We start from the raw sequence: 19651 nt of genomic DNA on the forward strand, positions 1-19651 counted from the left end.
TTATTTATCAGTCTTAAAAAATAGAGAACCATAATAAAAATCATGGACTATAGTAACACATTTTTATTGTGTACTATAGTCCATGATCTTTATGTTATTAAATTAACCATTATGGTATTTATACATCCATAAGACACCGGATTTCAATATAGAAGCTAAACGACCGGTCACTGTGTGATCCATAATATATGCAAAACCTTGTTTGTCTCCTAAAGAACCAACAACACCTTGAACCTTTAATTCAGGCATTTTCTCGGGCAAAGGTTCATTTTTCCATTGTTTCTTCAATATATCAGCTATTTGGTCACCTTGCACCTCAGCTAATTGAGCGCTTGGTGCATGAGGTAAATCAGCACAATCACCAACGACATATACATTAGTGTAAGTAGGGATTTGATGATATTGATTAATAATAACACGACCATTACTATTAATATCAATTGGTAAATTCCTAACAATTTCAACTGGTTGAATACCAGCAGTCCAAACAACTAAATCTATATCAGTTGGCTCACCACAATTGTATATTTTACCAGGTTCAACTTTATTAATATTTGAATTTGGTATGACAGTGACATGGTGTTTTTCAAACCATTTAGCGATATACTTACTTAATTTTTCAGGAAAAGTTCTTAAAATTCGTGGACCTCTATCATATAAATATATTTCTAAGTCAGGGCGACTTTCACGTAATTCACTAGCAAGTTCAATTCCACTTAAACCGGCACCTACAATACCCACTTTAGCACCTTGATGCAACTCACTAATGCTATGAAATGTTTCTCTTGATTTAGAAAGTGTTTGAATACTATGTGTATATTGTTCCGCGCCAGGTACATTATGATATTTATCTTCACACCCTAAACCGATAATTAATTCATCATAGTCTATTTTAGAATGTCCAACTGTGACAATTTGTTCATCCAAATTAATATCGCTTATTTCTCCATATACAGTATTAATTTGAGGATGTTCAGGAAAATGCATTCTAACATCTTTATCTGATTTAGTCCCAGCTGCTAAAGCATAAAATTCTGGTTTTAAACCATGAAATGGCATACGATCAATTAATGTCACATGATAGTCCTTTGGTAATGAATTTGGGAAAATACGTGACATAATGCGCATATTTCCATAGCCCCCACCTAATAATACGATGTTCTTCATAATGAAATACCCCTTTATGTATTATTCGTTTACTTATTTGTTATTATAAAATAATTGTTAAGTTCTAAGAAATAAATAAAGTTATAACAATTATCTAATTATAATAAACCCCTTAATATTGTTGAATTCTAAATATATGCTTATTATATATTTTTTTCAAATTGACTACAAATAAATATCGTAAAATCATTTTCTTAATTGTGAACAGGCGATATTAAAAAATTTGAGCATGTCACATTAAATATGTAGTATTAAAATGCTATAATATTGAAACAAATGACATAAGAAGGTGAAGTATGAATCCGATTGTAGAATTTTGTATTTCAAACATGGCTAAAGGTGGCGACTACGTTTATGATCAGCTAGAAAATGATCCCGACGTTGATGTGCTGGAATATGGTTGCCTAACAAATTGTGGTATCTGTTCAGCCGGGTTGTACGCATTAGTAAATGGTGATATTGTTGAAGGAGATTCACCTGAAGAATTATTACAAAATATTTATTCACATATAAAAGAAACATGGATTTTTTAAGGAGGAAATAATATGCCAACAGTAGTATTAACAGAAGCAGCAGCCTATGAAGTTAAAGACATGCTTAAAGCGAATGACATGCCAGACGGTTATCTAAAAATTAAAGTTAATGGTGGTGGGTGTACAGGCTTAACATATGGTATGAGCGCTGAAGCTGAACCAGGTGATAATGACGAAATATTGGAATTTTATGGCTTAAAAGTATTAGTAGATAAATATGATGCGCCAGTACTTAACGGTACCACGGTAGATTTCAAACAATCCTTAATGGGTGGCGGATTCCAAATAGATAATCCTAATGCTATTGCTTCATGTGGATGTGGAAGTTCATTTAGAACAGCTAAAGTAGCAGGGAACCCAGAAAATTGTTAATAAAATAAAGTTATTGCGAATATAAATTGAATAACTGATGTATTTAGATTGGGGTACTATTTTTATAGAATCCCAACTTTTTTATTTGCTCTAAAATTTAAATTATCAAATTAATTTGTATAAAAAAGTACAATTGTACTTTTAGACTAATAAAATAAATTAAATTTTTCACAAAGTAGCTTGAAGTAACTTGAAAATCTCATTAAAAAGCTATAGAATTAGAAATGGATTGAAAGTTGTCTTTTTTGTGAACACCACGGGAATTTAAACATAAATTAAAAGACTTAAATTATGAAATGATGATAAATTCGTTGTCATTGTGGTATTACAAATAATAACCATATGATAATCACAATTATCACCATTTGGTAAAAAAATATGAAAGCTAAGGTGAATATAATGGCTCAAGATCGTAAAAAAGTACTTGTACTTGGTGCTGGTTATGCAGGTTTACAAGCAGTTACAAAAATGCAAAAATCAATTTCTGCAGAAGAAGCTGAAATTACATTAATTAACAAAAATGATTATCACTATGAATCTACATGGTTACATGAAGCTTCTGCAGGTACAATTAATTATGAAGATTTATTATACCCTGTGGAAAGTGTCTTGAATAAAGACAAAGTTAACTTCGTTAAAGCAGAAGTTACTAAAATTGATCGTAATGCTAAAAAAGTAGAAACTGATCAAGGAATCTATGATTTCGACATTTTAGTTGTAGCATTAGGTTTCGTAAGTGAAACATTTGGAATTGAAGGTATGAAAGATTATGCTTATCAAATCGAAAATGTTATGACTGCTCGTGAATTATCACGTCACATCGAAGATAAATTTGCTAACTATGCATCTTCAAAAGAAAAAGATGATAATGACTTATCTATCTTAGTAGGTGGAGCTGGTTTTACTGGTGTTGAATTCTTAGGTGAATTAACAGATAGAATTCCAGAACTATGTAGCAAATATGGTGTAGACCAAAACAAAGTTAAAATTACTTGTGTTGAAGCTGCGCCAAAAATGTTACCAATGTTCTCTGAAGAATTAGTTAACCACGCTGTTAGCTACTTAGAAGATCGTGGCGTAGAATTTAAAATTGCTACACCAATCGTAGCTTGTAACGAACAAGGATTCGTAGTAGAAGTTAATGGTGAAAAACAACAATTACATGCTGGAACTTCAGTATGGGCAGCAGGTGTACGTGGAAGTCATTTAATGGAACAATCATTTGACGGTGTTAAACGTGGCCGTATTGTTACTGAGCAAGATTTAACAATTAAAGGTTACGATGACATCTTTGTAATTGGTGATGTTTCTGCGTTTATCCCAGCTGGTGAAGAACGTCCATTACCAACAACTGCACAAATTGCTATGCAACAAGGTGAACAAGTTGCTAAAAATATTAAACATATTTTAAATGGTGAACCAACAGAAGATTTCGAATATGTTGACCGTGGTACTGTATGTTCTTTAGGTTCTCATGATGGTGTAGGTTTAGTTTATGGTAAACCAATTACTGGTAAAAAAGCTGCATTTATGAAAAAAGTTATCGATACACGTGCTATATTCAAAATTGGTGGTATCGGCTTAGCATTCAAAAAAGGTAAATTCTAGGTTTAGTAATAACCATTTAAATGATTTAATATGAAGTTACGTTTTGAGAGGTTGAGACATTTGTCTTGGCCTCTTTTTTATGGGGATGTTTAGTTGGTTCTCTATTTTTTATGACTGATAAATAAAAAATGAATAATTTAAAATAAAAAATTATTCGAGACTCCTGAGGTAGGGACCCAACACAGAGAAACTGTGAAACAGTTTCTACAAGAAATGCAAGTTGGGCAACAGTGCTAGTCGAAGACCCGGGCCCCAACACAAAGAAACTGATGAATCAGTTTCTACAAACTATGCCAGTTGGGGAGGCTGAGACAGCACCCTAGGAAGGGACCCAACACAGAAAAATTCTATAATTAGAATTTTTTCCATAATGTACAAGTTGGGCATTGGGGCCCCAGCAAAGAAAAATTCTGTCAAAAGAATTTTTACTTTAGTGTGCAAGCTGGGGTGCGAGGCTTAAAAAAATAATTATGTATCAGTCCAATTTGTTAGAGAACCGTTTATTTTTGAAATTATAAGTAGTAATAAGGGTATTTTAATATAAATAGGTTCCTATATTTTAGGGACTACTAAGTAAAAAGTAAATAATTATGTATTAGTCCAAGTTGAGACAGCACCTATACATTCCATTAATTATATAATTTTTAATAATAACTCAAGAGGACTTTAATTGATGGATTTTATTTATAGTAGAATGAGATAATATATTTAACATAAACATTAGTTAAAGATTAAAAGGAGTTCATATGGCAATAAATTTTAAAATAAATGCAACAAATACACAGGCTAATAAAATAGACACTATTATTATTGGTGTGCCAGATCATTTTAATCAAACAGGGTCAATTATATTTGAAAATGAAGATTTGACAGCAACATTAGAAATTTTTAAACATCAACATATCATAGGAAGTACTTTAGGTAAAATATATTCGACAGCCCTAATGATCGATGGTCATTACAAACGATTAGTAACAATAGGCCTGGGTAATTTAAAAAAATTACAATATGCGGATATGCTTAACATTTGGGGTACCTTATTTCAATATATGAAAGACGAGCATATTGTTAATAGTTACTTAATGTTAGATAGTCTGATTACTAAATATAGTAAAAATAATGATATGTTATTTAGTTGTGCCTTACAAAGTGTGCGATCAATTTATCAATTTGATGATTATGCTTCAAATAAAAGAGCGCCATTTAATTTAGATATCTACTTACAAAGTAACGAAGCTATTGATACTACTATAATTCACAATGGGCAAATCATAGGGCAAGCAATTAATTTAGTACGTGATATTAGTCAAATTCCATCTAATATTTTAACGCCACAGTATGTTGCCCATGATATTCAACAACGTTTTGAAAATTCTGCAGTTACTGTTGATGTTAAATCTGGAAATGATATTGTGGCTGAAGGGTTTGGCTTAATTCAAGCAGTTGGACAAGGCAGTAGTAATCACCCAAGTTTAATAACGTTAACTTATAATGGTGCCAATAAGTCACAACCTGTTATAGCATTGGTAGGTAAAGGTTTAACCTATCAAGTTAACAACGCATTTAATAGCAATAACCATTCAAAACAACTGATTAGTACAAATATGAATGAAGCAGCTACTATAGTAGCAATCGTTGAAGCGGTCAATAAATTAAAATTGCCTATTAATATTGTTGCTATCATTGCTTGTGCAGATAATCGACAAAATATGATAAAACTTAATGACATATATACAGGGATTAGTGGTGAGTCAATAGAAATTGTTAATAATGATGATATTGGCACTTTATTATTAGCAGATGCTGTTCAATATGCTAATCAATTTCAACCTCAATTAATTATCGATATCGCTATTTTATCTCAAGAAATTATTTCAACATTAGGTAGTAATAAGGCAGCTGTTTTCCAACAACGGTGTGAGGATATACTCCGACATATTCGAGAAGTTGCTGAATTACATGATGAAATGATTTATGAATTGCCATTAACCAAAATTGAGCGACAATTAATTTTACAGAGTAACATTGCAGATTTAATTAATGATACGAATCAATATCAACAAGGAAAAACACTATTTGATGCTAGTTTTATTTGTCATTTTGCTGGTAACACCCCATACATTCATTTTGATATAACTGGTCCTGCAATTGATAATGTTGATACATATAATGGACCTCAAGGTGCTAGTGGCTTCTTAGTTACCACATTGATTCAATGGTTGTTAACATTAAAATAGCTAACATAGATGCTAAATGTATGATTTATCGTTGTTTTGTAATTTAGACAATATTACTAATTACGACATAGTAAATACAGATGGCAATTTGTCCAAACTCCTCAAAATATAGGCTTTAATGATCTGTTATAACTAATGAGGACATTTACTTTATAATTTGTATTTTTTTAAATTTCTAATAATTGACTATTTAGTATTGACAGGGGAATAAGCTACTGCTAAGATGAATTTTATAAATACTTTAGTTCGATAGAGTGATAAAGGATGGTAAATGATGATAAATGCAGTGGTAATAGCAGTATTGTTAATGATTATATTGTGCTTATGCCGATTAAATGTAGTTATTAGCTTGTTTATAAGCGCGCTTGTTGGGGGCATGATTTCTGGCATGAGCGTTGAAAAAGTGATTAATGTTTTTGGTAAGAACATTGTTGATGGTGCAGAGGTAGCGTTAAGTTATGCCTTATTAGGTGGTTTTGCCGCACTAATTTCCTATAGTGGTATTACAGATTATTTGGTAGGTAAGATTATTGAGGCCATTCATTCTGAAAATAGTCGTTGGTCTCGTATTAAAGTAAAAATAGTGATATTAATTGCCTTATTAGCTATGAGTATTATGAGTCAAAACTTGATACCTGTGCACATTGCATTTATTCCTATTGTAATTCCACCATTATTAAGTTTATTTAATGATTTAAAAATTGATAGACGATTAATAGGATTAGTTATTGGATTTGGACTTTGCTTCCCATATGTGTTATTACCATATGGCTTCGGACAAATTTTCCAACAAATTATTCAAAGTGGTTTTGAAAAAGCACACCATCCGATTGAATTTAATATGATTTGGAAAGCAATGTTAATTCCATCAATGGGTTATATCGTAGGTTTACTTTTTGGTATGTTCGTTTATCGTAAGCCAAGAGAATACGAAGATAGAAATATATCAGGGGAAGAAACGATTCCACAATTAAAACCATATATACTCATAGTTACTGTAGTTGCTATATTGGCAACCTTCCTTGTTCAAACATTTACTAAATCAATGATCTTCGGCGCATTAGCAGGGGTGTTAGTATTTTTCTTATCTCGAGCTTACAAATGGTATGAATTGGATGCTAAATTTGTTGAAGGTATAAAAATTATGGCTTATATTGGTGTAGTTATTTTAACTGCAAATGGCTTTGCAGGTGTCATGAATGCTACTGGAGATATAGGTGAATTAGTTAAAGTGTTAACACATGTCACTGGTGATAATAAATTAATTAGTATAATTGTCATGTATCTTATAGGTTTAATTGTCACATTAGGTATTGGTTCATCATTTGCTACAATTCCTATTATTGCCTCGCTCTTTATTCCATATGGTGTGTCTATAGGCTTAGATACTATGGCATTAATTGCATTGATTGGTACTGCAAGTGCATTAGGTGATTCTGGTTCTCCTGCAAGTGATTCAACATTAGGTCCAACTGCTGGTTTAAATGTCGATGGTCAACATGACCACATTAGAGATACGTGTATACCTAACTTTCTATTCTATAATATACCGTTAATGATTTTTGGTATTATAGCTGCGATGGTATTATAAATTAGAAGAGGTGATTAATATATGACAAATTTATTAGAAACGTTTGACATGACAGTGGATCATCAAGAAGAGGGCTATGTTGTGATGTCAATGCCTGTAACTGATAAAGTGAAACAACCTTTTGGCTATTTACATGGGGGAGCAACGATTGCTTTAGGAGAGACAGCGTGTTCAATAGGTTCTGCGAATTTAATTGATACCACACAATTTATCCCATTAGGTTTAGAGATGAATGCTAATCATATTCATTCTGCTCAAGATGGTCGTGTTACTGCTACTGCTAAAATTGTTCATCAAGGTAAGAGTACACATGTTTGGAATATTGAAATTACCAATGACCGTGGACAATTAGTCAGTATCATGAGAGGAACTATAGCTATAAAAGCATTAAAAAATTAAATATATCATATTAATTGAAAAGAGCTTGTCCATAAATGGATGAGCTCTTTTATATTTTACGATATTACATATATTTTAAGCACTATGTTGATGTCGTTTATTAAATGCTTGTTCAAGGCGCTCAGCTGCTTTTCTTCCACCCATAATATTTCTAGCAAAAGGACCTAATTCTAAATCTGCAAAACATCCTGCTACAAATAAATTAGGCAACCATTCTAATTCATGATTGAGAGATGGATAATGGCAGTCATTTAAGGGAGCGTGACAGTTGTTTACTAATTGCTTGACTAATGGTTGATTCATAAAATTACGTTCAAAGCCAGTGGCAACGAGTATATGATGATAATTAACTTTTTCATCATCTGTTATAATCTGATGATTTATGGAATCAATACTTTTGATAGGTGTACGATGAATGACAATACTTCCATTTTTAATATGTTTTTTAAGTCTTAAATATAGTTCATGAGGCATTGATCCTGGATGTTTTTCTTGCATTAAAATTTGGTATCTTTGTTGCATACTTTTAATTTTTAAAAAGGGAGCCATATTTTTAGGGCCTAACCAGGCTGGATCACCATCAAAATCATGAATTTCGAAATCTTTATTGAGCCACAAATGAATCGTTTTGTCGTAGTTTTGTTTTAACAACTTTAAAGATAAATGTGCAGCTGTAATACCGCTTCCTACAATATGATCAACATTAGGATAAATGTCATCGTTTATATGACAATCAAAAATATGATTAACGTTCGTTTTGTTTAGTAGGACATCAGGAATATGGAGTGTATTCGTACTACCAATCGCAAGTATTACACAATCAGTTATTATTTGTTGATGGTTCTTTAATGTAAGATGCCATTGATCTTTATACTGTGCAATACCTACTACAGAATCCTTGATATGACATTGTATTAAATCAACATTGCTAACTGATTGCTTAACATGATTGATAAACATATTTAATTCAGGTCTTTGATAAGGTCCATAAAAAGCGTTCGTATATTGATTTGTTTTCGCGAATTGTTTTAGATGAAATGGTTGTGGATGTACGTGATGTACGATAGGCGACCTAAGATAAGGCATCTCTATACGATGGGCATAGTCAACAAATCTTTGGCAAAAACTGTCATGTGGATCAATGATAGATAATTTATGTATAGATAAACCAAGTGATAATAATTTTAAAGCAATAGTAGTGCCTTGCACGCCACCGCCAATAATTGTCCAATGCATAATAGACCTTCTTTCTAAATACTATCTTTTAAAACGTAACAATTACGATTTATAAAAATATCATAATATACAGCGACTAATTTCGCAAATAATTTTGTAAAATACCAGAAAAGAAGGTGTGTATTTTTACTATAGAGAAAGTTTTTTACAATTAATTTTTAACTAGGCTTGTATGGTTATAATAACTTTTCAACATTGAACACTAATCATTGTAATAATAAATATGATGTGATTATTCAACCATAAAATATTTTTTCAAATTCTTTAATAAATTGTAGCAGCTGTATATTACAAAGTTTCACAAAGAGTTTCTCTATTTTTTTAGGATTGATAAAGAAAAAGTGACTAATTTAAAATATAAATTATTTTGAAGGCAAGACTCCTGAGGTAGGGACCCAACATAAAAAAATTCTATGATTAGAATTTTTTCTTTAATGTGCAAGTTGGGCAAGGGACCCAACACAGAGAAACTGTGAAACAGTTTCAACGAGCAATGCAGGGACCCGTCATAGAAAAATTTTATAACTAAAATTTTTACTTTAATGTGCCAGACGGGCAAAGTTGGGCAAGAGCTAGTAAAGATTGTAAATCTAACTAGTTTTAAAGGATTACAATTGATTGCTATAACAAAGGTTTACAGTTTATTACTTCATAATAAACTGCATAAGATTTTCTAGCTATCAAGATAGCAGAAACTCTAACAATTGCATAGGGACCCAACATAGAGAATTTCGTCAAGAAATTCTACGGACAATGCAGGTTGGGCAAGAGCTAGTAAAGATTAAAAATCTAACTAGCTCTAATTGGGAGAGAACCTAAAAAAACTGTCAATGAAGGGTAATTAACCTCACTGACAGTTTGATAATGACAAAATTTATAATTTAGTATCTTGTAAATCTTTTTCTATTTCATCTACTTTTGTCTTTTTAGTATATGGAGTTTTAGTATTGTATGCTGCTTTCATAATCATATGACTAGAAAGTGGGCCGGTAATTAAAACAAAGATAATCGCAATAATAATTTGCATATTTACAGTACCTTTAGTAGCAATAAAGTATAAAAAAGCTCCGAAAAGTAACGACATCGCACCAAGTGTTGCTGCTTTACCGGCTGCATGCGCTCTTGAATAAATATCTTCTAAGCGTATTAAACCAATAGCTGCTACAACACTAATCAATGCACCAATGATAACAAAGATAAGTGAGATACTAATCATGATGTTGTTGATCATGTTCAATCACCTTACCTTTATCCATAAATTTAGAAAATACTGCAGTACCAAGAAATGCTAAGATACCTATTAACATAATAACAACAATCATATAACTTATATCAAGAAGAATGCTAAATAGAGCAATAACAGCCATTAATTGTAGACCAATAGCATCTAATGCAACGACTCGATCCGCAAGTGATGGACCTAAGACAACCCTAATTAACATAAGTAACATTGATATTACTACAATGATTAAAGCAATGACTATAATTATTGTATGATCCATTATTCGTCGCCCACCTCTCTAACAATCTTCTCTAATGATGATTTAATACTAGCAATTTCTTCTTCGGTCGTCGAAAAGTCTATTGCATGTATATAAATTTTACTTCTATCATCACTAACGCCTAATACAACTGTACCTGGTGTTAACGTTATTAAGTTAGACAATAGGACAATTTGCCAATCCGTTGTCAGATCGGTTGGATAGACAAAGAATCCAGGTTGATTATTAATGGTTGGTTTAATAATAATTTTTAAGACATCTAAATTAGCTTTAATTAATTCGATAAGAAATACTACAATCAATTTAATAATGCGATATAAAGTAATAATATAAAATCTACCTGGTAATACTCTATGTAGGAGATAAACTAAAATTAAGCCGAAAATAAAGCCTAGTACAAAGTTGTTCAAATTGTAACTATTTGTTACAAACAACCAAAAGATAGCAATGATTAAGTTTAGTACTATTTGAATTGCCATATTATTTACCTCCTAAGACACTTTTAATATATGTTGTTGGATTATAGAAACTTTGTGCACCTTCTTTTATGATTGGATATAAATAATCTGCACATAAGCCAAACAGCACTATAACAACAACAGAGATACAAGCGATAGACGTTATATAAGTGACATTAACTTTATTATTTACATCATAACCTTTAGCTTGACCATAAAATCCTTGAAGGAAAATACGGATAACTGAATATAAGACAACTAAACTAGAAAGTAAGATAATAATTCCACTTAAATAAAATCCTTTTTCAAAAGTAGCTTGTACGATATAAAACTTACCATAGAAACCGCTTAGTGGTGGAATACCAGCCAAACTTAATGCTGCGATAAAGAAAGACCATCCAAGGACAGGATAGCGTTTGATCAAACCACCAAATTGTCTTAAATCAGCTGTACCAGTAATTTTAATCATAACTCCAATTAATAAAAACAACGATAATTTCACTAACATATCATGTAAGGTATAGTAAATTGCACCAATCATACCAGATTGTGTCATCATTGCAATACCCACAAGTATGACACCGACAGCTATCATAATATTATAGAGAATGATTTTTTTAATATCATAGTAAGCTATAGCTCCAACACAACCAAATATAATTGTCATTAAAGCTAAAAATAATATGACATAATGTGAAAAATTAACTGAATCACTAAAGAATAAACTTAACGTTCTTGCTATAGCGTATACACCCACTTTAGTTAATAAAGCTCCGAAAAAGGCAATGATTGGTATAGGTGGTGCATAATAAGCGCTCGGTAGCCAGACAAACATTGGAAAGACACCAGCTTTAGTAGCAAAAACGAAAATAAACATAATAAAGACGATATTTACTAATCCACTGTCGTGAGACGATAGATTTGTCAATTTATTACTAATATCAGCTAAATTTAACGTTCCAACAACGGAGTATAGTATAGCTACACCCATTACAAAGAAGGATGAGGATACTACATTAACTAAGATATACTTAATCGTCTCTTGAAGTTGGATTTTAGTCGATCCAATGACTAATAAGAAATAAGAAGACATTAAAAATACTTCAAAGAATACAAACATGTTAAAGATATCACCAGTAGTAAATGCACCAATAATACCAATTAACATGAACATCATTGAAAAATAATAATAATACGTTTCACGTTCAATACCGATTGAACGGTATGAATATAAAATAATAAAAGTTGTAATGATAATACTAGTTACAATGAGTAAAGCACTAAAAATATCTACTACAAAAACAATACTATATGGTGCTTTCCATGATCCTAATTCAACTTTTATAGGGCCTTGTTGTAAAACATGGCTCAAATTTACTATAGCTATAATTAATGTTAGTAAGGTACCGCTTAAAGCAACATAACGTTTTATTATAGGACGTTTACCAATAAAGACGAGTAATATTGCTGTGATAAGTGGTATGACTAATGGTAAAACGAGCATATTACTTTCAATCATCTTGTGGCGCTCCTTTCATATTTTCAACGTTATCTGTCCCTAATTCTTTATATGTTCTGAAAGCTAATACTAAGAAAAAGGCAGTTGTTGCAAATGCGATAACAATGGCAGTTAAGATTAAAGCTTGAGGTATAGGATCAACATAGCTTGAAATTCCTTTTTCGTAAATAGGAACCGTACCATGTTTTAGTCCACCCATTGTAATTAAAAATAAATTGGCTGCATGTGTTAAAAGGGTAGTACCCATAACAATTCGTATCAAACTTTTAGACAAAACGAGGTAGACACTAATTGCTGTGAGTATACCACTAACAAATATCATAATAATTTCCACTAGTCGTTCTCTCCAATCGAAATAATAATTGTCATGACAGTACCTACCACTGCACATAAGACGCCAAAGTCAAAGAATACTGCTGTCGTCATATGCATAGGTTGTAATAAAGGTATTGGAATATCAAAAGTGACATGTGTAAAGAAATTTTTGCCCATAAACCAACTAGCAATTGGTGTACCGACACAAAATGTTAAACCAATACCGATAAGTAATTTAAAATCTAACGGAAATACTTTACGCATTGTTTCTATATTGAATGCAATTGTGATAATAACCAACGCGCTGGCAAATAATAAACCGCCAACAAAGCCTCCGCCAGGTGTATAATGTCCAGCTAAGAAAAGTGAAAAACCAAAAATCATAACCATGAAGAAGATAATAATTGCAGCAAATTGCAAAATAATATCATTTTGTTGTCTATTCATGATTTTTCACCTCACTTTGTTGTTTGGGCTTTTTTCTCAGTTTGATCATTGTATAAACTGCTAATCCTGCAATACCAAGTACGGAAGATTCAAATAAAGTATCCATACCACGGAAATCTACTAAAATGACGTTAACCATATTTTTACCGTGTGCTAAATCATATACATGATCTTGATAATATTTAGCTATTGAAGCGTAATGTCTATTACCGTAAGCAATTAAACCAATGACGATAACGACCAAACCTACACCAGCAGATATAAGTGCATTAGTAATTTTGAAACTACGTTTTTCATTGTATCTATTTAAATTAGGTAAATGATAGAAACATAATAAGAATAAGGCAGTCGAAATGGATTCAACTACAAATTGTGTTAAAGCTAAGTCAGGTGCTTTAAAGAATATAAAGAGTACTGAAACAGCATAGCCCACAGCGCTTAACATAATAATGCTAAATAATCTTGATTTAGCAAAGACAATTAGGAATGCTGCACTTAGTAATAAAACGACTATACCTAGTTCAAAGAGTCTTATTGGACTTACATCTTTAAAGCTTACGTGAAATGGCACGCTTAATAATGTTGTGACGGTTAATAGTATTAATACACCAAAAATAATGACTAAATTATTACGTGAATAATTAGTGACATAGCTATCAGTCATATTTTTAGAAATACTAGGCATATAATCACCACTACGGTTATACCAATAATTTAACGTTAATTGAGTTGGTTGCTGTTGTAATAAGCGTATCCAATAACTAAACGTTAATATGAGTAAGATACCAGTAATATAAATAGCTAATGTTGAAATGAACGCTGGTGTAATACCATGGAATAAATGAAACTCAATATTATCAATTGTTGACTGATTAATTGCAAGTGTTGCTGGTTGAATAATAGAGTTGGTTAATATTCCAGGGAATAAACCAAAGATAATAACTAATATTGCTAAAATAGCTGGTGAAATTAACATTAATATTGAAACTTCATGTGCTTGTTTTGGTAGCTTTTCCGGTTGATAATGACCGAAGAAAATAGACATAATAAATTTAATAGAATAGACAAAGGTAAAGATACTACCAATAATAGCTACAATAGGGAATAGTATACCTAACCCATTTAAGCTAAAGATATTAGCGTGTGTAACATTGATCATAGCGTCTAAGAATGACTCTTTAGATAGGAAACCATTGAAAGGCGGTATACCAGCCATACTTAAAGCTGTAATAATAGTAATAGTAAAAGAAATAGGCATAATTGTTAATAAACCGCCTAATTTTTTGATATCACGTGTACCAGTTGCATGGTCTACTGCACCAGTCACCATGAATAATGCACCTTTAAATGTTGCATGGTTTATTAAATGAAATATTGCTGCTGTAAAAGCTGCTGCGTATAGTTGACTATTGGCGCCTTGAAAATGATAACTTACTGCACCAATGCCAAGCATTGACATAATCATTCCTAATTGAGATACAGTGGAAAATGCAAGGATTCCTTTCAAATCTTGTTGCTTTGTAGCGTTTAATGATGCCCAAAACAAAGTAACCAATCCAACAACAGTAACAGTCCAAATCCATCCAGCAGATAGGGCAAATATTGGTGTCATTCGAGCAATTAAATATAGTCCAGCTTTAACCATTGTTGCTGAGTGTAGATAAGCACTTACTGGTGTAGGTGCTTCCATTGCATCTGGTAACCAAATATAAAATGGAAATTGAGCTGATTTAGTAAATGCACCAATCATGATTAAAATCATGGCAAAGATAAAGTATGGACTGTTGTGAATGTCACTAATATGTTGAATCATATATTGAATGCTAAATGAATGCGTAGATAGCGATAGTAAAATTAAGCCACCTAATAAAGATAATCCACCTAGAACTGTAATAATTAAGGATTTTTGTGCACCATATATAGATGCTTGGCGTTCTCTCCAAAATGAAATTAATAAAAAGCTTGAAAAAGAAGTTAATTCCCAGAATAAATATAGAATAATGACATTATCTGATAGAACTACTCCTAACATAGCACCCATAAATAGTAATAAATAACAATAAAAATTACCAAGTTGTTCAGATTTACTTAAATAACCAATCGAATATAATACAACTAAACTTCCGATTCCTGTAATAAGCAAACTAAACAGTAAACTTAAACCATCAAGATATAAATTAAAATTCATACCAAAATGAGGCATCCAATTTAAGTTTTTCATTATAGTATGACCTGACATCGTCGTTTGAATAAAAGACAGTAAATAGATAAATATGACGATAGGTACAGGCAATACAAACCATCCTAAATGTATACGTTTAAAAAATCTATACAGGATAGGAATAATGAGTGCGAATATTAACGGCAAGATGACCGCAATATGTAACCAACTCATTAAGTTGTCCTCCTTTAAAAAATATTTATGCTACTCATTATACATGAATAGCATAGTTCTGAAAAACGTCTCAACTCCTTGTAGAAACTGATTTTTAGTTATCTTTAAATAAGAAGAAACACGTCATTTTTAATTGAAATTTTTTTTATATTGGATTGAATAATCTTCTTTTAAACGTGCCAAACTTGCTAATGACATCTCAGCATGAGTAGTTCCACTCTCTTTAAGTTCATTCTCCAATTTAGTAATAGCTTGTTGTAGTGAATCTTCGTAACTCATTTCTTCAACATTAAAGTCTCTCAATTGTGAACGTTTTGCATAGCGCTTTTCAAAATGACTCAATGCTTTACGTTCATGAAAAAAGACACCTTCCGTATCATTTGGACTGTGAAGATCGCCTTGTTTAGGGTGTTTAATCACTTGTTCAACTTGTACAAGTACTTCATCATCATTTTCTTCAACGATTGCTACGCCGTACACGCCCGTTTTATGTGAAAATCTATATAGCTTCATGCTATTTTCCTCCCTTAAAAATATGTTAATATATATGTATCATAACATGAATGGAGAATATAAATGGCTAACTATCCTCAGTTAAATAAAGAAGTTCAACAAGATGAAGTTAAAGTAGTAATGCATACTAATAAAGGTGACATGACTTTTAAATTGTTTCCAAAAATCGCACCAAAAACAGTAGAAAATTTTGTGACACATGCTAAAAATGGTTACTATGATGGAATTACTTTCCATCGTGTGATTAATGATTTCATGGTGCAAGGTGGAGATCCAACTGCTACAGGTATGGGTGGAGAAAGCATCTACGGTGGCTCATTTGAAGATGAATTTTCTTTAGAAGCGTTTAACTTATATGGTGCTTTATCAATGGCAAATGCTGGTCCAAACACGAATGGTTCACAATTTTTCATTGTGCAAATGAAAGAAGTACCTCAAAATATGCTAAGTCAATTAGCAGATGGCGGATGGCCACAACCAATTGTTGAAGCATATGGCAAGAATGGTGGAACACCATGGTTAGATCAAAAACATACAGTATTTGGTCAATTAATTGAAGGTGAATCAACATTAGAAGATATTGCTAATACTAAAGTGGGGCCACAAGATAAGCCTGTACATGACGTTGTCATTGAATCAATTGATGTAGAAGAATAAGTTATTACTTTTTAAAATATAAGTATAATTAAGACAAGGTGATTACAATTATCGTGATCATCTTGTTTTATTTTTGTTGTATAAAGTTAAAAGAGTAATATTAAGATTTTCTAAATTTTGAGACGGATAAACAAAAAAAGAATAATTTAAAATACGAATTATTTTGAAGCCGAGATACCCGAGGTAGGGACCCAACATAGAGAATTTCACGAAGAAATTCTACGGACAATGCAGGGACCCGTCATAGAAAAATTTTATAACTAAAATTTTTACTTTAATGTGCCAGACGGGCAAGGTTGGGCAAGGGCCCCAGCAGAGAAAAATTCTTAGCAAAGAATTTTTACAATAGTGTGCAAGTTGGGCAAGAGCTAGTAAAGATTGTAAACCTAACTAGTTTTAAAGGATTACAATTGATTGCTGGCGCAACAATTGCATAAGAGCTAGTAAAGATTGTAAATCTAACTAGCTCTAAATGTGCAGGCTGGGGTGCGAGACTTTATAAAATAATTATGTAACAGTCCAATTCGGGATAGCACCCATGAATATCATCTTAGTTGTGTAAGTATTTTACAGAAAATTGTAATATTTTAATGTTTTAAATAGTCCCGAATTTCTATTTATGCTATGATAATAATGTTAAGTAAATCGAAATAAGGGGTTATTAAGTTGAATAACTACAAAATTGGCCAACATATCAAGGTACGTGTGACTGGTATTCAACCTTATGGTGCGTTTGTAGAAACCCCTAACCATACTGAAGGATTAATCCATATTTCAGAGATTATGGATGATTACGTGCATAATTTGAAAAAATTTTTATCAGAAGGTCAAATAGTTAAAGCTAAAATTTTGTCTATTGATGATGAAGGAAAACTAAATTTATCTTTAAAAGATAATGATTACTTTAAAAATTATGAACGTAAAAAAGAAAAACAATCAGTATTGGATGAAATAAAAGAAACAGAAAAATATGGGTTTCAAACACTTGAAGAACGTTTACCGGTCTGGATTAAGCAGTCAAAACAGGCAATTAAAAATGACTGAATTGATAAAAACGTGCCACAAGATAACAGTACTATCCGAAAAAATTGGGTAGTACTGTTATTTTTGTTTTGAATAAAAAGTATAAAATCTTATACGTTAGCCACTGCAAAAAGATGACCTGGACTTTAATATATAGAAATTTTTTACGAAACTTAGCGTTTATAAATAATATCAAACAGATGATTGGAGTTATAACAAGCTTGATGTTATAGTCATTACATTAATTTTAGGAGGCGTATGATCAATGAATAGTAAATATGAACCTTTATTCGAACCGTTAACACTTCCCAATGGTGTTCAACTTAGAAATCGTTTTGTCTTAGCGCCATTAACACATATATCATCTAATGATGATGGTACGATTTCAGAAGAAGAGTTACCTTATATTGAAAAACGTTCTAAAGATGTGGCGATTGCTATTAATGCTGCAAGTAATGTTAATGATATTGGTCAAGCATTTCCAGGACAACCATCAGTGGCACATGATTCTGATATACCAGGTTTAAAAAGATTAGCAGCTGCAATGAAGAAAAATGGAGCTAAAGCACTTGTTCAAATACATCATGGTGGCGCTCAAGCACTTACGAATTTAACACCTGATGGTGATGCCGTTGCACCAAGTGCAATTTCATTAAAAAGTTTTGGACAACAACATGAGCATCATGCTAGAGAAATAACAGCTACAGAAATAGAACAAACAATTAAAGATTTTGGAGAAGCAACTCGACGTGTAGCTGAAGCAGGTTTTGATGGTGTAGAAATCCATGGTGCAAATCATTACTTAATACATCAATTTGTGTCTCCATATTATAATCGTCGTAATGATATATGGGCAGATAACTATAAATTTGCACTAGCAGTAGTTGATGAAGTAGTAAAAGCGAAAGAAACATATGCCAACGAGGACTTTATTGTAGGATATAGATTGTCTCCGGAAGAAGCTGAATCTCCAGGTATAACAATGGATATTACAGAACAATTGGTTAATAAGCTTTGTCAAACCGCAATTGATTATATTCATGTATCTATGATGGATACACATGCTAAAACACGAGAAGGTCAATACGAAGGACAAGAACGTTTACCTTTAATCAAACGTTTTGTTAATGGTCGTAAACCAATTATTGGAATAGGGTCAGTGTTTACAGCAGATGATGCCTTAGATGCCATTGAAAATGTAGGCGTCGACCTAGTGGCACTTGGCAGAGAAATTTTATTAGATCCACAATTCATCGACAAGATTAAACAAGGTCGTGAACAAGATATTGTTAATTACTTTGATCCACAAAGAGAAGACCTACATCAGCTAACACCGAAATTGTGGGAACAATTTAATAAAGGTTTTTACCCTGTACCTCGCAAAGACAAATAACATAAACCCCTTGATACCACTGAATTTTGTAGCTATAAAAATTCAGTGGTTTTTTAGTTTTTTAAAAGAAAAAAATATAAAGAAATAATCAATTTGTTTTAGTGTAAAATTATCAAATATTTTACTTGTAAATGAGACAAAGAGTATGTCATTATAAATGTAAGGGTTTTCAAAATAGACAAATTTATCTATCTTCCAATAATAAATATTTTATTGAGTGAATAGCATCTGCTTTGAAAACTAATAATAAATTGAATAATATTTCATGTATAATAGTTATAAATGA

General features: G+C 31.7%; 19 protein-coding genes. 9 read left to right on the plus strand and 10 right to left on the minus strand.

What is annotated here, in order from left to right:
- Positions 1-102: 102 nt before the first annotated feature.
- A complete protein-coding gene (locus CD113_RS03915; RefSeq protein ID WP_002463240.1) occupies positions 103-1167 on the minus strand; it encodes an NAD(P)/FAD-dependent oxidoreductase in 1065 nt (354 codons plus the stop codon).
- A gap of 296 nt (positions 1168-1463) precedes the next feature.
- Here CD113_RS03915 and CD113_RS03920 point away from each other — a divergent pair, with 296 nt between their 5' ends.
- From CD113_RS03920 to CD113_RS03945, 6 genes are all read left to right on the plus strand, one after another.
- On the plus strand, positions 1464-1700 hold the full coding sequence (locus tag CD113_RS03920) for a YuzB family protein (protein ID WP_002463242.1): 237 nt from the start codon (positions 1464-1466) through the stop codon (positions 1698-1700).
- Between the two features lie 12 nt (positions 1701-1712).
- Positions 1713-2072, plus strand: a complete 360-nt coding sequence (locus CD113_RS03925; RefSeq protein ID WP_002463244.1) for a HesB/IscA family protein — start codon at positions 1713-1715, stop codon at positions 2070-2072.
- A gap of 399 nt (positions 2073-2471) precedes the next feature.
- Positions 2472-3680, plus strand: coding sequence for an NAD(P)/FAD-dependent oxidoreductase (locus tag CD113_RS03930; RefSeq protein ID WP_002463246.1), 1209 nt, complete (start codon positions 2472-2474; stop codon positions 3678-3680).
- A gap of 752 nt (positions 3681-4432) precedes the next feature.
- Positions 4433-5917, plus strand: a complete 1485-nt coding sequence (locus CD113_RS03935; protein WP_040801390.1) for a leucyl aminopeptidase family protein — start codon at positions 4433-4435, stop codon at positions 5915-5917.
- Positions 5918-6191: 274 nt separating this feature from the next.
- Complete coding sequence (locus CD113_RS03940) at positions 6192-7508, plus strand: Na+/H+ antiporter family protein (protein ID WP_002462531.1); 1317 nt, start codon at positions 6192-6194, stop codon at positions 7506-7508.
- Between the two features lie 21 nt (positions 7509-7529).
- Positions 7530-7907, plus strand: a complete 378-nt coding sequence (locus CD113_RS03945; protein WP_002462532.1) for a PaaI family thioesterase — start codon at positions 7530-7532, stop codon at positions 7905-7907.
- 75 nt (positions 7908-7982) lie between these two features.
- On the opposite strand, the gene CD113_RS03950 is transcribed toward CD113_RS03945, so the two are convergent.
- The 9 genes from CD113_RS03950 to kapB all read right to left on the minus strand — a co-directional run bounded on the left by CD113_RS03950 (position 7983) and on the right by kapB (position 16292).
- A complete protein-coding gene (locus CD113_RS03950) occupies positions 7983-9143 on the minus strand; it encodes an FAD/NAD(P)-binding protein (RefSeq protein WP_095092607.1) in 1161 nt (386 codons plus the stop codon).
- Between the two features lie 874 nt (positions 9144-10017).
- Positions 10018-10374: a Na+/H+ antiporter Mnh1 subunit G gene (gene mnhG1 / locus CD113_RS03955; protein ID WP_002463877.1), complete on the minus strand. Its 357-nt coding sequence runs from the start codon at positions 10372-10374 to the stop codon at positions 10018-10020.
- Complete coding sequence (mnhF1, locus tag CD113_RS03960) at positions 10352-10645, minus strand: Na+/H+ antiporter Mnh1 subunit F (RefSeq protein WP_002463878.1); 294 nt, start codon at positions 10643-10645, stop codon at positions 10352-10354. The genes mnhG1 and mnhF1 overlap by 23 nt, the downstream gene beginning before the upstream one ends.
- Positions 10645-11124 carry a Na+/H+ antiporter Mnh1 subunit E gene (gene mnhE1 / locus CD113_RS03965; protein WP_002463879.1) on the minus strand — a complete coding sequence of 160 codons (480 nt, stop codon included), beginning with the start codon at positions 11122-11124 and terminating at the stop codon, positions 10645-10647. Before mnhE1 ends, mnhF1 begins: the two co-directional genes overlap by 1 nt.
- A 1-nt stretch (position 11125) precedes the next feature.
- On the minus strand, positions 11126-12622 hold the full coding sequence (gene mnhD1 / locus CD113_RS03970; RefSeq protein ID WP_002463880.1) for a Na+/H+ antiporter Mnh1 subunit D: 1497 nt from the start codon (positions 12620-12622) through the stop codon (positions 11126-11128).
- On the minus strand, positions 12615-12956 hold the full coding sequence (gene mnhC1 / locus CD113_RS03975; RefSeq protein WP_002463881.1) for a Na+/H+ antiporter Mnh1 subunit C: 342 nt from the start codon (positions 12954-12956) through the stop codon (positions 12615-12617). The genes mnhD1 and mnhC1 overlap by 8 nt, the downstream gene beginning before the upstream one ends.
- Entirely contained in the window at positions 12956-13384 is a 429-nt protein-coding gene (mnhB1, locus tag CD113_RS03980) for a Na+/H+ antiporter Mnh1 subunit B (RefSeq protein ID WP_002463882.1), read from the minus strand. The genes mnhC1 and mnhB1 overlap by 1 nt, the downstream gene beginning before the upstream one ends.
- A complete protein-coding gene (locus CD113_RS03985; protein WP_002463883.1) occupies positions 13377-15779 on the minus strand; it encodes a Na+/H+ antiporter subunit A in 2403 nt (800 codons plus the stop codon). Before CD113_RS03985 ends, mnhB1 begins: the two co-directional genes overlap by 8 nt.
- Positions 15780-15908: 129 nt before the next feature.
- Positions 15909-16292 (minus strand): sporulation phosphorelay system protein KapB, encoded by a 384-nt coding sequence (kapB, locus tag CD113_RS03990; protein ID WP_002463884.1) that lies wholly within the window; start codon positions 16290-16292, stop codon positions 15909-15911.
- A gap of 63 nt (positions 16293-16355) precedes the next feature.
- Between kapB and CD113_RS03995 the strand changes: the two genes are divergently transcribed.
- The 3 genes from CD113_RS03995 to CD113_RS04005 all read left to right on the plus strand — a co-directional run bounded on the left by CD113_RS03995 (position 16356) and on the right by CD113_RS04005 (position 19365).
- Positions 16356-16949 carry a peptidylprolyl isomerase gene (locus tag CD113_RS03995; RefSeq protein ID WP_002463885.1) on the plus strand — a complete coding sequence of 198 codons (594 nt, stop codon included), beginning with the start codon at positions 16356-16358 and terminating at the stop codon, positions 16947-16949.
- Positions 16950-17615: 666 nt separating this feature from the next.
- Positions 17616-17993 (plus strand): S1 domain-containing post-transcriptional regulator Ygs, encoded by a 378-nt coding sequence (gene ygs, locus CD113_RS04000; RefSeq protein ID WP_002465335.1) that lies wholly within the window; start codon positions 17616-17618, stop codon positions 17991-17993.
- Positions 17994-18237: 244 nt separating this feature from the next.
- Positions 18238-19365, plus strand: a complete 1128-nt coding sequence (locus CD113_RS04005) for an NADH-dependent flavin oxidoreductase (protein ID WP_002465334.1) — start codon at positions 18238-18240, stop codon at positions 19363-19365.
- The last annotated feature ends 286 nt before the right edge of the window (positions 19366-19651 follow it).

This window comes from Staphylococcus simiae, from assembly GCF_002902085.1.
GTDB classification, from domain to species: Bacteria; Bacillota; Bacilli; order Staphylococcales; family Staphylococcaceae; genus Staphylococcus; species Staphylococcus simiae.

Excerpts from the sequence above, each read along its gene's own strand:
- CD113_RS04005 (WP_002465334.1), top strand. The coding sequence starts at position 18,238 with ATGAATAGTAAATATGAACCTTTATTCGAACCGTTAACACTTCCCAAT.
- mnhB1 (WP_002463882.1), bottom strand. The coding sequence starts at position 13,384 with ATGAATAGACAACAAAATGATATTATTTTGCAATTTGCTGCAATTATT.
- CD113_RS03930 (WP_002463246.1), top strand. The coding sequence starts at position 2,472 with ATGGCTCAAGATCGTAAAAAAGTACTTGTACTTGGTGCTGGTTATGCA.
- CD113_RS03940 (WP_002462531.1), top strand. The coding sequence starts at position 6,192 with ATGATAAATGCAGTGGTAATAGCAGTATTGTTAATGATTATATTGTGC.
- CD113_RS03915 (WP_002463240.1), bottom strand. The coding sequence starts at position 1,167 with ATGAAGAACATCGTATTATTAGGTGGGGGCTATGGAAATATGCGCATT.
- mnhE1 (WP_002463879.1), bottom strand. The coding sequence starts at position 11,124 with ATGGCAATTCAAATAGTACTAAACTTAATCATTGCTATCTTTTGGTTG.
- mnhG1 (WP_002463877.1), bottom strand. The coding sequence starts at position 10,374 with ATGATCAACAACATCATGATTAGTATCTCACTTATCTTTGTTATCATT.
- CD113_RS03925 (WP_002463244.1), top strand. The coding sequence starts at position 1,713 with ATGCCAACAGTAGTATTAACAGAAGCAGCAGCCTATGAAGTTAAAGAC.
- mnhF1 (WP_002463878.1), bottom strand. The coding sequence starts at position 10,645 with ATGGATCATACAATAATTATAGTCATTGCTTTAATCATTGTAGTAATA.
- CD113_RS03995 (WP_002463885.1), top strand. The coding sequence starts at position 16,356 with ATGGCTAACTATCCTCAGTTAAATAAAGAAGTTCAACAAGATGAAGTT.
- CD113_RS03950 (WP_095092607.1), bottom strand. The coding sequence starts at position 9,143 with ATGCATTGGACAATTATTGGCGGTGGCGTGCAAGGCACTACTATTGCT.
- CD113_RS03945 (WP_002462532.1), top strand. The coding sequence starts at position 7,530 with ATGACAAATTTATTAGAAACGTTTGACATGACAGTGGATCATCAAGAA.
- kapB (WP_002463884.1), bottom strand. The coding sequence starts at position 16,292 with ATGAAGCTATATAGATTTTCACATAAAACGGGCGTGTACGGCGTAGCA.
- mnhD1 (WP_002463880.1), bottom strand. The coding sequence starts at position 12,622 with ATGATTGAAAGTAATATGCTCGTTTTACCATTAGTCATACCACTTATC.
- CD113_RS03920 (WP_002463242.1), top strand. The coding sequence starts at position 1,464 with ATGAATCCGATTGTAGAATTTTGTATTTCAAACATGGCTAAAGGTGGC.
- CD113_RS03985 (WP_002463883.1), bottom strand. The coding sequence starts at position 15,779 with ATGAGTTGGTTACATATTGCGGTCATCTTGCCGTTAATATTCGCACTC.